Here is a 13,358-nt window from a genome sequence, read left to right as displayed (position 1 = left end):
CGGTGTCGAATGCGTCGGCTCGGATCGACGGCGGTGTCGGTGACGGCTGGCGCAGCAGTCGCTGCGGCAGCGTTCGCCGAGGGGCCCTGCGGTCGTCGCCGACCGGGGCTGGTCCGGGGGAGCGGGGTCCGACCTCGCGACGGTGGTGCGCGTCGTCGACGAGGTCGTCACCGGGGGATCACACGCGCGCGACGGGGGTGGTGTCGCGGGGGATCCGGCTGGAACGGGTACCGATCAGGCACACATTCGACAACGCATGACCGCCGTGGTCGGCATCATCATGCCGACGGTCCCCGAGGCCTCGTGGAGGGCGCGAGTGGACACGGTTGCAGTCATGGCATGAGTATCTGCGGTATACCAACGCCGTGTCAACCGTCCGCACGGACGGTCGACGGATGCGGACAGTCGCCGACGACGGACGGGAGGCTGCCCACCGGACCGGTGGGCAGCCTCCCGTCAGGAGTGTGGTGCGGCGGCTACTCGGCCAGGCCGTAGAGGCGGTCGCCGGCGTCGCCGAGGCCCGGCACGATGTAGCCGTTCTCATCGAGGCGCTCGTCGAGCGCGCCGAGGACGATCGTCACGTCACGGTCGCCGACGGCGGCCTCGAGTGCCGCGAGGCCCTCGGGGGCACCGAGGATGCAGACGCAGGTCACGTCGACGGCGCCGCGGGCGAAGAGGAAGTCGATGGCCGCGGCGAGCGTGCCACCGGTCGCGAGCATCGGGTCGAGCACGAAGCACTGCCGGTTCGACAGGTCGTCGGGCAGGCGCTCGGCGTAGGTCTGCGGCTCGAAGGTGACCTCGTTGCGGGCCATGCCGAGGAAGCCGACCTCGGCCGTGGGGACCAGCTTGACCATGCCCTCGAGCATGCCGAGGCCGGCGCGCAGGATCGGGACGACGAGCGGCCGGGGCTTCGCGATGGCGACGCCCATGGTCTGCGCGACCGGGGTGGTGATCGGCGTGGCCGTCACCCGGACGTTGCGCGTGGCCTCGTACGCCAGGAGCGTGACGAGTTCCTCCGTCAGGGCGCGGAACGTGGGGGAGGGAGTGGTCCGGTCGCGGAGCACCGAGAGCTTGTGGGTGATGAGCGGGTGGTCGGCGACGTGGACTCGCATAGGGTCGAGCGTACCGTGCCGCACCCCTCCCGGCGGTCGCGGTCCCGCCGGACGATCGGAGCACCCGTGGAGCACCCGGCGCACCGCCCGTTCGTCCCCGCGATGGAACGCGCGCTGGCCGAGGCCCGCGCGTGTCTCGACACCGGCGACGTGCCGGTCGGTGCCGTCGTCCTCGACGCCGCCGGCGCGGTGGTCGCCGTCGGACGGAACGAGCGGGAGGCCCGTCAGGACCCGACCGCGCACGCCGAGGTCCTCGCACTCCGCGCCGCCGCGGCGGTCACCGGCGACTGGCACCTGGCCGGGCACACCCTTGTGGTGACGCTGGAGCCGTGCCCGATGTGTGCCGGCGCGGCCCTGGCGGCACGCGTGCCACGGATCGTGTTCGGCGCCTGGGACCCCAAGGCCGGCGCGAGCGGCAGCGTCTACGACATCGCGCGGGACCGCCGGCTGCCGCACCGGGCCGAGGTGGTCGCGGGCGTGCTCGAGGACGCGTGCGGGGCGGTGCTCGACGCGTTCTTCGCCGAGCGACGCTGACCGCCGAGCGAGCCCGGGGCGGCCTGGTCAGTCGGCGGCGCGCAGGACGATCGCCTCGGTCGACGGGTGCGGCCCGTCGTGCCGGACGTCGGGCTCGATGTAGATGACCCGGGCAGTCGGGACGGCTGCGCGGACCCGCTGCTCGACCGTGTCGATGCCCGCAGCGACGTCACCGAGTCGGCGGTCCCCGTCGACGGCGACCTTCACACCGACCATCAGTTCCTCCGGCCCGAGGTAGAGGGTCTTGAGGTGGATGATCGAGTCGACCTCGGGGCCGTCGAGCACCGCGTGCTTGATGCGTGCGACGTCGCCGGAGCTCGCACCCTCGCCGACGAGCAGGCTCTTCGTCTCGACACCGAGGACGAGCGCCACGGCGATGAGCAGTACCGCGATGAGGACCGTGCCGATCGCGTCGAACACCCCGTTGCCGGTGATCGCCGTCAGGCCGACGCCGAACAGCGCGAAGACCAGGCCGATCAGGGCCGCGGTGTCCTCGAGCATCACGACGGGCAGCTCCGGGGCCTTGGCGCGGCGGACGAACCGGACCCAGGACTGCCCGCCCTTCTGCGGTGCGGCTTCCTTGAGGGCGGTGCGGAGCGAGAACCCCTCGAGCCCGATCGCGATGACGAGCACCACCATCGGCAGCCACCAGTTGTCGAGCGGGTGCGGGTGCGCGAACTTCTCGATGCCCTCGTAGAGCGAGAACACGCCGCCGACCGAGAACAGCACGATCGACACGACGAACGCGTACACGTATCGCTCGCGGCCGTGGCCGAACGGGTGCTCCTCGTCCGCTGCTTTCTTCGCCTTCCGGCCACCGAGCAGCAGGAGCAGCTGGTTCGCGGAGTCCGCCAGGGAGTGCACCCCTTCGGCGAGCATCGACGCGGATCCGCTGATCGCCGCGGCGATGAACTTCACGATCGCGATCCCGATGTTCGCACCGAGTGCGGCGAAGATCGCCTTCGTCCCTCCGGAAGCGCTCATGTGGCTGTCCGACCCCTTCTCTCACCCGACCTGGACCACGATCCTAGGCTGCCGGTCGTCGCTAGGTTGGTGGCCATGACCATCGAACTGCCCCGCGTCGCCATGCTCGGCGTCGGCTCCATGTCCGGCGCGGTCCTGCAGGGCCTCCTGGCCTCCGGCGTGGCGCCCGACACCGTCGTCGTCACCACCCGGTCCGAGTCCTCGGCGGCGGCGCACCGTGCGAGCGGGTTGGACGCGACCGCGACCGAGACCGACCCGGATGCCAACCGTGCGGCCGTCCGCGGCGCCGGACTCGTCGTGCTCGGGGTGAAGCCGTTCGGCATCGTCGACCTGCTCGACGAGGTCGCCGGAGACCTGGCGCCGGACGCGGTCGTCGTCAGCGTCGCCGTCGGGGTGACGACCGCGACGATGCAGGCGCACGTGCCCGCGGGCGTCCGGGTGGTCCGGGCGCTGCCGAACACCCCGATCGGGGTCGGCCTCGGGGTCACCGGCATCAGCGCCGGAGCATCGGCGGACGCGGACGCGACGGCACTCGCCGCGCACGTGTTCGCGGTCTCGGGCGAGGTCATCGAGGTGCCGGAGTCGCAGCTCGACGCCCTGTCCGCGGTGTCCGGCTCCGGCCCCGCCTACGTCTTCCTGCTCATCGAGCAGTGGCAGCAGGCCGCCGAGGCGCTCGGGTTCACGCACGAGCAGGCGCGCACGATGGTGCAGGGGACCGTCCGCGGCGCCGTCGAGCTCCTGGCCCGGTCGGGCAGCGAGCCGGCGGACCTGCGCCGCGCGGTGACGAGCCCGAAGGGGACCACCGAGCGTGCGGTCACCGTGCTGCAGGAGGCGGACCTGTCCGGGACGCTCGAGCGGGCTGCGCGCGCCGCGATCGCCCGGGCCGAGGAACTGTCCCGCCTCTGAGCGGGCTACTCGAGCGCGGCGAACCGCTCGAGGTCGGTCTCGGTGCCGGAGACGATGATCACGTCGTCCTCGCCGATGACGCTGTCCGGGGTCGCCGGCACGAACGCCTGACCGGGCGGCTTGATGCCGAGCACCGTCAGGCCGAAGCGCGTCCGGATCACCGTCGTCGCCAGGTCTCGCCCGCGGACGGCCCGCGGCGGGAACATCTTGACCACGGCGAAGTCGTCGTCGAACTCGATGAAGTCGAGCATCCGGCCGGACACCAGGTGCGCCGTCCGCTCGCCGGCCTCACGCTCCGGGTACACCACGTGGTTCGCACCGATGCGGCTCAGGATCGTGCCGTGTGAGCGGCTGATCGCCTTCGCCCAGATCTGCGGGACCCCGAGGTCGACGAGGTTCGCGGTGATGAGGACGCTCGACTCGAGGTCCGAGCCGGTGCCGACGACCGCGATCGCGAAGTCCTGTGCCCCGATCTGCTTCAGGGCGTCCATGTCGGTCGCGTCGGCCTGCACCGCGTGCGTGACCCGGTCCGACCACTTCTGCACCAGGGCGGCGTCGGTGTCGACCACCAGGACGTCACGCCCCTGACGCTCGAGCTGGCCGGCCGTGGCGGCACCGAAGCGGCCGAGCCCGATGACCAGCACGGGAGCGTCGTGGCTGACGGGGCCCTGCTGGTGGTGCGTGCGGTTTCGGTCAGCCAACGATCGGCCTCTCCTCGGGTCGGCGGAACAGCTGCCGGCTCTGACTCGCTGCGAGCGCGGCGGCGATGGTCACTGTACCGACCCGGCCCAGGAACATCGTGGCGGCGAGGACGTACTTGCCGGAGTCCGGCAGGTCGGCCGAGACCCCGGACGACAGACCGCACGTGGCGAACGCGGAGATCACCTCGAACAGGACCCGGTCGAGTGGCTCGTGCGTGATCTGCAGCAGCACGACGGTGGCGATCGCGACGATGGTGGCACCCCACAGGACGATCGCCACGGCGACGCGGAGGACGTCACTCGGGATCCGCCGGCCGAACGCCTCCATGCTCTGCCGGCCACGGGCCTCCGCGACGGCCGCCAGGAACAGCACGGCGAGCGTGGTGACCTTGATGCCGCCGGCGGTGGAGGCGGAGCCGCCACCGATGAACATGAGCATGTCCGTGACGAGGAGGCTCGACCCGTGCAGCTCGTCGAAGTCGACGAGCGAGAACCCGCCGGACCGCGTCATCGTGGACAGGAACAGTGCCTGGAACGCCGTGCGGCCGGCGCCCTCGCGACCGAAGGTGGCGGGGTTCGAGGCCTCGAGCGCGATGTACGTCACCGCGCCGCCGAGCAGCAGGACGCCGCTGGTCACCAGCGTGAGCTTGACGTGGATCGGCCAGCGCCTTGGGGAGCGCAGCTGCTTCGTCAGCGTGCGGATCACCGGGAAGCCGATCGAGCCGGCCACGACGCCGACCATGAGCAGGGTGAGGAACCAGTAGTCGTGCGCGAACGGGTCGAGTCCGGAGGCGTTCGGTGCGAACCCGGTGTTCGTGAACGCCATCGCGGCGTAGTAGAACGAGTCACCGACCGCCGACCAGAACGGGATGCCCGTCACCAGGACGCTCGGCAGCAGCAGCAGACCCAGGACGATCTCGATCGACAGGGTGCTCACCGCGACGGTCAGCAGCAGGGTGCCGACGTCGCCGAGCCGGACTGCCTGCCCTTCCGGGACGGCTCCGTGGTGGGTCCGCAGCGGGTTGGAGTCGCCCGCGGCGATGAGCTTCGCGCGGAGTCCGAGGCGGCGGGTGACCACCAGGCCGAGGATCGACGCGAACGTCAGGACCCCGAGTGCGCCGATCTGCGTCCCGATCACGACGAGGACCTTGCCGAACACCGACCAGTGCGTCGCCATGTCGACCGTCGCGAGCCCGGTGACGCAGACCACGCTCGCCGCGGTGAAGAGCGCGTCGGAGAAGTGCGTCGTCGTCCCGTCGGCCGAGGCCATCGGCGTCATGAACAGCACCGTGAACAGGAAGATCAGGACGATGAAGACCAGGATCGCCAGGCGGGAGGGCGACGACCGCAGCGCCGTGGTGATCCGGCCCGGGTGTCGCCGGGCCGACGCGGCGCCCGGGGCGGGGACCGGCTCGGTGCGGTCGAGCATCGTATGCCTCCGAGGACATGGGCGGGACGGTTCGTCATGGTACATCCGCACCGCGGCGGTTAGCCTCTCCCCATGGCCGACATCTTCAGCGTCGTCGCGGACCCGACGCGGCGTGCACTGCTGGGCGAACTGCTCACCGCCTACGGGGCGGACGCGACCGGCGGCGAACTCAGCGTCGGACAGCTCGTGCTGCGTCTCGGCGTGAGCCAGCCCACCGTGTCGAAGCACCTCCGCGTGCTCCGCGACATCGGGCTCGTCACCAGCCGTGAAGAGGGCCAGCACCGCTACTACCGCCTGGACCCGGAACCCCTGCTCGGCATCGAGGACTGGGTCGTCCCCTTCACCAACGCCGTGGACGCCGACGGCACCCCGGCGACGACGTCCTGGACGCCGGACGGCCAGCCGGTCTCGTTCCGACGGAGTGGGGCGACCGGCAAGGGGACCGTCGAGGTCGGCACCGAGCTGGGCCGCGTGATGGCCGAGGCGTCGCACCGCGCCACCGTCGCGTTCACGGGCGCGCAGCAGGGCTGGGAGCGTGTCGTCGACCGCGGACGGCGTCGGTTCACGAAGCGCCCCGAGGACGACTGAGCGGCTGCTGGACAGCGAGGCTCACGCGCCTCTACAGTGTCCAGAGACCACACAGGTCGCAACAAGCAAGCCAGCCCGAAGGCGGATCATGACCGGCAGTTTCGACGACGTGCGCTTCCTCACCGTCGCGGAGGTCGCCGAGATGATGCGGGTCTCCAAGATGACGGTCTACCGCATGGTGCACGCCGGCGAGCTCCCCGCCATCCGGTTCGGTCGGTCCTTCCGGGTCCCCGAGTCGGCGGTCGCGGAGATGCTCCGCGGTGGCATCGCCGACGTCGGCTGACCCGACGCATCCGCCCCGGGCGTCCACCGTCCGTTCCGGCGCCGTTCGACATCGCGACAGCCCTCCGGTAGACTCGGGCAGGTTGATTTTCCGCGGCTTCATCGGCCCGGTGTCCGTACATCACCATCAGTCCGAGCGAGGTCCACATGGGTTCTGTCATCAAGAAGCGTCGCAAGCGCATGGCGAAGAAGAAGCACCGCAAGCTCCTTCGCAAGACGCGTCACCAGCGTCGCAACAAGAAGTAAGTCGCAAGACTTGCCGCAGAAGCCCCGGTTCGCCGGGGCTTTCGCATTTCCCGGGGCAGTCCCGGGCCTCGCTGATCGGCTCTGATCCCCGCCCCGGCGCGGATGCAGGGCCACCAGCCGGGCCGGGGACCCGCCGGACTACCCTGGTGCCATGCCCGCCGTGACGCTCCTCACCAAACCCGGATGCCACCTCTGCGACGACGCGCGACCCGTCGTGGAACAGGTCGTGTCCGCGCACCCCGGCACGACCCTCCAGGAACGGTCGATCCTCGACGACGACGCACTCCGCGAGGAGTACTCCGAGGACATCCCCGTCGTCCTGGTCGACGGCCGTGTGCACAGCAACTGGCACGTCGATGCCGAGCGACTCGCCCGGGCGATCGAACTGGCGGAGGCTCGCGCATGATCCGCCACGTCGTCTCCTGGACCCTGCGTGAGGACCTCGACCGCGCCGTCGCCGTCGCCCGGGTGCGCGAACTGCTCACCGGCCTGGTCGGCGTCATCGGATCGATCCGGTCGCTCGAGGTCGTCGAGAACGTCGCCTACCCGGGGAAGAACCAGGACCTGGCGGTCGTCGCGACCTTCGACGACCTGGCCGGCCTGGACGAGTACCAGTTCCACCCGGAGCACCAGGCCGCCGCCGCGGAGATCCGCGCGATGGTCACCAGCCGCGCGGCCATCGACTGGCAGGACTGAGGCCGGCGCAGCCCGGCCGCGGCGCCTGCGGTTGCGGCCGGCGCGCCTGCGGCCTGCGCGTTCGGCCGGTGCGCAGTGGCGCCGCACAACGAGAACCGGCTCGAACCACGGACGTCCGTGGTTCGAGCCGGTTCCTGTTGTGCGACGACAGTGCGCGCCGCGAGCTGCGCCGCGAGGTGCCGCGGCGCTGCCTACGGGGTCAGGCGCGTCGGGCCACGGAAGAGGTACGTGACCTCGCGGATCGACGGCTCGCCGAGCATGAGCATCAGCACGCGGGCCAGGCCCATGCCGAACCCACCGTGCGGCGGGACGCCGTAGCGGAAGAAGTCGAGGTACCAGCCGAGCTCGGCGGGGTCCAGGCCCTTCTCCTCCGCCTGGGCGGTGAGGACGTCGACACGGTGCTCACGCTGGGCGCCCGTGGAGATCTCGGCCCCGTTGAACAGCAGGTCGTAGCTGTTGGTGAGCGTCGGGTCGTCGGCGTGACGCATGTGGTAGTACGGACGGATCGAGGCGTCGTAGTCGGTGACGAAGACGAACTCCGACCCGTGGTGCTCCTTGGCCCAGGCGGACACGCGGCGCTCGCCCTCGGGGTCCAGGTCGCCGTCGGCGCGGACGACGTCGTGGCCGCTCTCGGCGACGATCGTGCGGGCCTCGGCCAGGGTCACGCGGGGGAACGGCGTGGACGGGACCTGCAGCTCGAAGCCGAACACCTCTTCGATGTCCTTGCCGTACTTCTCCTTGACGGCGGTGATGCCGGCGACCAGGACCTCTTCGTGCATCGCCATGACGTCCTCGTGAGACTCGATCCACGAGAACTCGGCGTCGACGCTGGTGAACTCGGTGGCGTGGCGCGAGGTGAACGAGGGGTCGGCGCGGAAGGCGTCGGCGATCTCGAACACGGCACCGAAGCCGGCCGGCTGCGCCATCTGCTTGAAGTTCTGCGGCGACTGCGACAGGTACGCGGTGGTCTCGAAGTACTCGAGCTGGAACAGCTCGGCGCGGGACTCCGACGCGGACGCCATCAGCTTCGGGGTGTGGATCTCGATGTAGTCGCGCTCGACCCAGTAGGTGCGGAACGCGTGTTCCATCGTGGTCTGGATGCGGAAGATGAGGTTCTGCTTGCGGTTGCGCAGGTCGAGGAAGCGCCAGTCGAGACGCTTGTCGAGCGATGAGTCGTCAGCGATCGGGGTCTCGGGGATGGCGGCGCTGACGACGGTCAGGGTTCCGACCTTGACCTCGAGCCCGCCGAGCTTGACGCGCTCGTCGGCCTTCAGGGTGCCGGTGACGTGGATGAAGGAGCCGTGCGCCAGGCCCGAGATCGTCTCGGTGGTGGCGAGGGCCGCGGCGGAGGCGTCGTCCCCCTCGACTGCTTCACGGGTGGCGGGGTTGACCAGCTGGACGGCGCCGCTCTCGTCGCGGAGGACGACGAACTGCACCTTCTTCTGATCGCGGACGGTCTCGACCCATCCGGCCACGGAGACGGGGCCGTCGGGGAGGCTTGCGAGGTCGGCGATGCGGGTGCGTTCGATCACGGTCGTCGAGTCTACCGGCCGGGCGCGCCCGTGGCGTGCCGGTGGCGAACTCGGTCGGGGCTGCGCCTCTCCCTGCACAGCGGCACCGCTCGGAGCTTCCGTCCACAGAGGCGACCGGGAGGCCCGCCCCGGCTCCGCCAGGTCCCTACCGTCGTCGTCGTGGCCAGGTCGCGGGAGGACACGGGGCGGGACTCATGACGGAGGGTCCCGGTGCTGCGGCCTGGCCACCCACCGACCGCTGATCGCGGATCGACGGGATCAGACCGACGAGCGGAGCCGCCCCAGGGTCCCGATGAACTCCTCCGCCATCGCGGCACGTTCCAGCAGCTTGGCGTGCCGGGCCCGGGCGTCGTCGAGGAACTCGTCGAGCCGGGCAGCCAGGGCCGCGGCCTCGGTGGGGTCCGCCGTCGCCAGCCCGTCGACGACCCGCAGCAGTCCGGCCATCTCCTCGAGCGTGAACCCGAGGGGCTTCATGCGGCGGATCACGAGCAGGCGCTCGAGGTCCCCGGCCGTGTAGACCCGGAAGCCGCCGGAGGTCCGACCGCTCGGCACCAGCAGCCCGACCTCGTCGTAGTGCCGGATCGACCGGAGCGACATCCCGGTGCGTTCGGCGAGTTCGCCGATGTGCATGGTGCTGGGGACGTCCGGGGCGGTCATGTCCGCCATCGTGGCAGAACCGGTCGTGAGCGGGCTCCGGTCGCGGCAACCCTCACGCGTCGGTAGGGTCACTCCCGATGTCGATCACCAGCACCGTCCCCGGCGCGCCGAGCGTCCTGTCCGCCCTGCGTTCGCCGCGCCTGCTGACCCGGGAGGTCCTGGCCGGCGTGGTCACCGCACTCGCCCTGATCCCCGAGGCGATCTCGTTCTCGGTCGTGGCAGGCGTCGACCCGGCCGTCGGGCTCTTCTCGAGCGTGGTCTTCGCGATCGTCATCTCGATCGTGGGCGGCCGCCCGGCGATGATCTCCGCCGCCGCCGGGTCCGTCGCACTCGTCATCGCCCCGCTGGTCCGCGACCACGGCGTCGCCTACCTGGTGCCGACGATCGTGCTCGGCGGCCTGTTCCAGCTCGTGCTCGGGTTCCTCGGGGTCGCCCGGCTCATGCGCTTCATCCCGCGGAGCGTCAACGTCGCCTTCGTGAACGCCCTCGCGATCCTCATCTTCACCGCGCAGCTGCCCAACCTGTTCGGCCACGACGTCCCGTTCGTCGTGTGGCCCCTGACCGCGCTCGGCATCGGGCTGATCATCGGTGTCCCGTACCTCACCAAGGCGGTCCCGGCGCCGCTCATCGCCGTGGTCGTGATCACCGGCATCACCGTCCTGTTCGGGGTCGCCGTCCCGACCGTCGGCGACGAGGGCGCGCTGCCGACCGCACTGCCCGGGTTCAACGGCGTGACCGTGCCGTTCACGCTCGACACCCTGCGGCTCATCGCGCCGTACGCGTTCGGAGTCGCGATCGTCGGGCTCATCGAGACCCTGCTCACCGCACAGCTCGTCGACGCCGTCACCGAGACCCGGTCCAGCGCCTGGCGCGAGTCCTGGGGACAGGGCATCGCGAACATCGCCGCCGCCTTCTTCGGCGGCACCGGCGGGTGCGCGATGATCGGCCAGACCGTCGTCAACGTGAAGACCGCCGGCGCCCGGACACGCGTGTCGACCTTCACCGCCGGGGCCGCGATCCTCGTGCTCACGATCGTGCTGCACGACGTGGTCGCCGAGATCCCGATGGCCGCGCTGACCGCCGTCATGCTCATGGTCTGCGTCGCGACCTTCGACTGGCACAGCGTCCGACCGCGCACCCTCCGCCGGATGCCGCTGGGGGAGACCGCCGTGATGGTCATCACCGTGCTCGTGGTCCTGGCCACCAACAACCTGGCGACCGGGGTCCTGGCCGGTGTCGTGGTCGCCGCGCTCGTCTTCGCCCGCCGGGTCGCCCACGTCGTGGAGGTCGTCCGCGAACCCGTCGACGAGCACACGGTCCGCTACCGGGTCCGCGGCGCGCTGTTCTTCGCGTCGTCGAACGACCTGGTCACCCGGTTCTCCTACGCCGCGGACCCGGAGCACGTGGTCATCGACATGACCGACGCGCACGTCTTCGACGCCAGCACCGTGGCCGCCCTCGACGGGATCGAGCAGCGGTTCGCGCAGCACGGGTCGACCGTCGAGGTCGTCAACCTGAACACCGGGTCGAACGCCCTGCACGGACGGCTCTCCGGCCACCTCGGCTGACGGCGCACTGAACAGGTGTGCAGCCGTGGATCTGCTGAGCGGCGGGTGGGCGAGCAGGACCGACCTACACTGGAACCCATGCCCGCGAACACGATCCACCTCGTGCGGCACGGCGAGGTCCACAACCCCGACCGTGTCCTCTACGGGCGGCTCCCGGGCTTCGGTCTGAGCGAGCTCGGCACCCGGATGGCCGCCACCTCCGCCGCCGCCTGGAAGGACGCCGGGGTCGACGTCCGCGCGATCGTCGCCTCGCCGCTCCAGCGCACGCAGGAGTCCGCTGCTCCCTGGTCGGCCGCCTACGGTCTCGACGTCCGGCTCGACGAACGCCTCATCGAGCCGACGAACCGGTACGAGGGACAGCCTCCCGGGTTCACCAAGCGCTCCGTCCGACGCCCGACCGAATGGCCGTGGATCGCGAACCCCTGGCGACCGAGCTGGGGCGAAGCGTACGAGTCGATCGCGAACCGCATGCTCGCCGCGGTCACCACCGCCTGGGAGAGCGTCGACGGCGGGGACGTCGTCCTCGTCAGCCACCAACTCCCCATCTGGATGGTGCACCGTCGCCTGGCGGGGGAGCCGCTCTGGCACGACCCGCGCAAGCGCCGGTGCGACCTGTCCAGCATCACGAGCCTCCAGCGGGTACCCGACACCGCCGCCGGTCGTTTCACCGAGGTCGGGTACGCGGACCCGGCGGCCGACCTCCGCGGGTCAGCCGTCGACGAAGGAGCAGTGTGACCAGCACGACCCGAACGAACCGCACTCACGCCACGCGCCGCCGGACCGCCGGGGCCGCCGCGATCGCTCTGGCCGCCGCGATCGCGCTGGTCGGGTGCAGCTCCGCCAACGACGGCCTCGCCGCGCAGTACGGCAAGGGCAACACCCAGAACTACATCTCCGGCACCGGTGCGGTGACCGAGGTCGCGGTCGACAAGCGGACCGACCCGATCGACTTCACCGCGAAGTCCATGGACGGCGACGAGCTGTCCGCGAAGGCCATGCGTGGCGACGTCGTGGTCATCAACTTCTGGTACGCCGGCTGCCCGCCCTGCCGCGCCGAAGCCGGGTACCTCAACACGGTCCAGGACGAGTTCGCCGCCGACGACGTGCACTTCATCGGCGTCAACGTCCGCGACGAGGCCGGCACCGCGAAGGCGTTCGAGCGGAAGTTCGGCGTCGACTACCCGACCGTGCTCGATGCCCGCAGCGGCACCATGCAGCTCGCGCTCTCCGGCGACATCGCCCCGAACGCCGTGCCGACGACGATCGTCCTCGACAAGAAGGGCCGGGTCGCCGCCCGCGTGCTCGGCGCCGTCGACGGTCCGAGCATCCTGAAGACCCTGGTGGACGACGAGCTCACCGGCAAGGCGTCCTGACCCGTGTCCAGCGGGAACCCCTTCGCCGACGCGATCTTCAGCGGGCAGCTCCTCATCGGCCTGCCGGTGGCGGCGCTCGCCGGACTGGTGTCCTTCCTGTCGCCGTGCGTCCTGCCGCTCGTGCCGGGCTACCTCGGCTACGTCAGCGGCATCGCGGACGGCAGCCGGCACTCCCGCGGCCGGGTGCTGCTCGGCGTGCTGCTCTTCGTGCTCGGCTTCACGGTCGTCTTCGTCCTCGGGTCCGCGGCCGCCGGTGCCGTGGGCTTCTGGTTGGTGCGCTGGCGTGACCTCATCGTCCAGCTCATGGGCATCGTGGTGATCGCGATGGGCCTGGTGTTCATCGGGCGGTTCACGTTCCTGCAGCGGACGGTCAAGACGAACTTCACCCCGCGCACCGGCCTGCTCGGCGCCCCGCTGCTCGGCATCGTGTTCGCCCTCGGGTGGACCCCCTGCATCGGCCCGACCCTGGCGGCCATCAACCTCATCAGCTTCCAGTCCGGCAGCGCCTGGCAGGGCGTCGTGCTCGGCATCGCGTACTGCATCGGGCTCGGCGTGCCGTTCCTGCTGGTCGCCCTCGGCGCCGGCTGGGCCTCGGGCGCGATCGGTGTCGTGAAGCGGCACATGCGCACCGTCAACATCATCGGAGGAGCGATCCTGATCGTCATCGGTCTGCTCATGGTCACCGGCATCTGGTCGGCCGTCATGTCGAGCGTCGGGGCGGTGATCCAGAGCTATGTCCCCGCGGTCTGA

General features: G+C 70.9%; 17 protein-coding genes. 11 read left to right on the top strand and 6 right to left on the bottom strand.

The features are described from left to right. Nucleotides 1–476: 476 nt before the first annotated feature. Complete coding sequence (gene upp / locus QL987_RS12535; RefSeq protein ID WP_111074383.1) at nt 477–1,112, bottom strand: uracil phosphoribosyltransferase; 636 nt, start codon at nt 1,110–1,112, stop codon at nt 477–479. 102 nt (nt 1,113–1,214) lie between these two features. On the opposite strand from upp, the gene QL987_RS12530 reads away from it, so the two are divergent. Beyond that, the gene (locus tag QL987_RS12530; RefSeq protein ID WP_290157913.1) at nt 1,215–1,646 is read left to right on the top strand and encodes a nucleoside deaminase; all 432 of its coding nucleotides are present in this window, start codon (nt 1,215–1,217) and stop codon (nt 1,644–1,646) included. 27 nt (nt 1,647–1,673) lie between these two features. On the opposite strand, the gene QL987_RS12525 is transcribed toward QL987_RS12530, so the two are convergent. Beyond that, complete coding sequence (locus QL987_RS12525; RefSeq protein ID WP_290157910.1) at nt 1,674–2,630, bottom strand: cation diffusion facilitator family transporter; 957 nt, start codon at nt 2,628–2,630, stop codon at nt 1,674–1,676. A 75-nt stretch (nt 2,631–2,705) separates the two neighbouring features. Here QL987_RS12525 and proC point away from each other — a divergent pair, with 75 nt between their 5' ends. Next, nucleotides 2,706–3,536 (top strand): pyrroline-5-carboxylate reductase, encoded by an 831-nt coding sequence (proC, locus tag QL987_RS12520; protein WP_290157909.1) that lies wholly within the window; start codon nt 2,706–2,708, stop codon nt 3,534–3,536. Between the two features lie 5 nt (nt 3,537–3,541). Here the strand turns inward: proC and QL987_RS12515 are convergent, their stop codons facing one another. Next, nucleotides 3,542–4,237, bottom strand: coding sequence for a TrkA family potassium uptake protein (locus QL987_RS12515; protein ID WP_221850196.1), 696 nt, complete (start codon nt 4,235–4,237; stop codon nt 3,542–3,544). After that, nucleotides 4,230–5,666 carry a potassium transporter TrkG gene (locus QL987_RS12510; RefSeq protein WP_221850195.1) on the bottom strand — a complete coding sequence of 479 codons (1,437 nt, stop codon included), beginning with the start codon at nt 5,664–5,666 and terminating at the stop codon, nt 4,230–4,232. The genes QL987_RS12515 and QL987_RS12510 overlap by 8 nt, the downstream gene beginning before the upstream one ends. Before the next feature lie 72 nt (nt 5,667–5,738). On the opposite strand from QL987_RS12510, the gene QL987_RS16900 reads away from it, so the two are divergent. The 5 genes from QL987_RS16900 (at nt 5,739) to QL987_RS12485 (ending at nt 7,478) form a co-directional block, all read left to right on the top strand. Continuing rightward, nucleotides 5,739–6,254, top strand: a complete 516-nt coding sequence (locus QL987_RS16900) for a metalloregulator ArsR/SmtB family transcription factor (RefSeq protein ID WP_111074378.1) — start codon at nt 5,739–5,741, stop codon at nt 6,252–6,254. Between the two features lie 88 nt (nt 6,255–6,342). After that, nucleotides 6,343–6,537, top strand: a complete 195-nt coding sequence (locus QL987_RS12500; RefSeq protein WP_111074377.1) for a helix-turn-helix domain-containing protein — start codon at nt 6,343–6,345, stop codon at nt 6,535–6,537. Nucleotides 6,538–6,683: 146 nt separating this feature from the next. Beyond that, nucleotides 6,684–6,782 (top strand): AURKAIP1/COX24 domain-containing protein, encoded by a 99-nt coding sequence (locus tag QL987_RS12495; protein ID WP_003792170.1) that lies wholly within the window; start codon nt 6,684–6,686, stop codon nt 6,780–6,782. A gap of 151 nt (nt 6,783–6,933) precedes the next feature. After that, entirely contained in the window at nt 6,934–7,188 is a 255-nt protein-coding gene (locus QL987_RS12490; RefSeq protein WP_111074376.1) for a glutaredoxin family protein, read from the top strand. Beyond that, the gene (locus tag QL987_RS12485; RefSeq protein WP_110902607.1) at nt 7,185–7,478 is read left to right on the top strand and encodes a Dabb family protein; all 294 of its coding nucleotides are present in this window, start codon (nt 7,185–7,187) and stop codon (nt 7,476–7,478) included. The genes QL987_RS12490 and QL987_RS12485 overlap by 4 nt, the downstream gene beginning before the upstream one ends. Nucleotides 7,479–7,669: 191 nt before the next feature. On the opposite strand, the gene aspS is transcribed toward QL987_RS12485, so the two are convergent. Beyond that, the gene (gene aspS / locus QL987_RS12480) at nt 7,670–9,010 is read right to left on the bottom strand and encodes an aspartate--tRNA(Asn) ligase (protein ID WP_290157906.1); all 1,341 of its coding nucleotides are present in this window, start codon (nt 9,008–9,010) and stop codon (nt 7,670–7,672) included. A gap of 258 nt (nt 9,011–9,268) precedes the next feature. Further along, nucleotides 9,269–9,667, bottom strand: a complete 399-nt coding sequence (locus QL987_RS12475; protein WP_290157904.1) for a MerR family transcriptional regulator — start codon at nt 9,665–9,667, stop codon at nt 9,269–9,271. Between the two features lie 77 nt (nt 9,668–9,744). Between QL987_RS12475 and QL987_RS12470 the strand changes: the two genes are divergently transcribed. From QL987_RS12470 to QL987_RS12455, 4 genes are all read left to right on the top strand, one after another. Next, nucleotides 9,745–11,235, top strand: a complete 1,491-nt coding sequence (locus QL987_RS12470) for a SulP family inorganic anion transporter (protein ID WP_290157903.1) — start codon at nt 9,745–9,747, stop codon at nt 11,233–11,235. A gap of 78 nt (nt 11,236–11,313) precedes the next feature. After that, on the top strand, nt 11,314–11,970 hold the full coding sequence (locus QL987_RS12465) for a histidine phosphatase family protein (protein ID WP_290157902.1): 657 nt from the start codon (nt 11,314–11,316) through the stop codon (nt 11,968–11,970). Beyond that, a complete protein-coding gene (locus QL987_RS12460) occupies nt 11,967–12,608 on the top strand; it encodes a TlpA disulfide reductase family protein (RefSeq protein ID WP_290157901.1) in 642 nt (213 codons plus the stop codon). Before QL987_RS12465 ends, QL987_RS12460 begins: the two co-directional genes overlap by 4 nt. Before the next feature lie 3 nt (nt 12,609–12,611). Continuing rightward, nucleotides 12,612–13,358: a cytochrome c biogenesis protein CcdA gene (locus tag QL987_RS12455; protein WP_111074371.1), complete on the top strand. Its 747-nt coding sequence runs from the start codon at nt 12,612–12,614 to the stop codon at nt 13,356–13,358.

It is taken from the genome of Curtobacterium sp. APC 4022 (assembly GCF_030407555.1).
Taxonomy (GTDB): domain Bacteria; phylum Actinomycetota; class Actinomycetes; order Actinomycetales; family Microbacteriaceae; genus Curtobacterium.
Note: the sequence above shows the minus strand (reverse complement) of the source record. Positions and strands in the feature narration are given on the sequence as shown.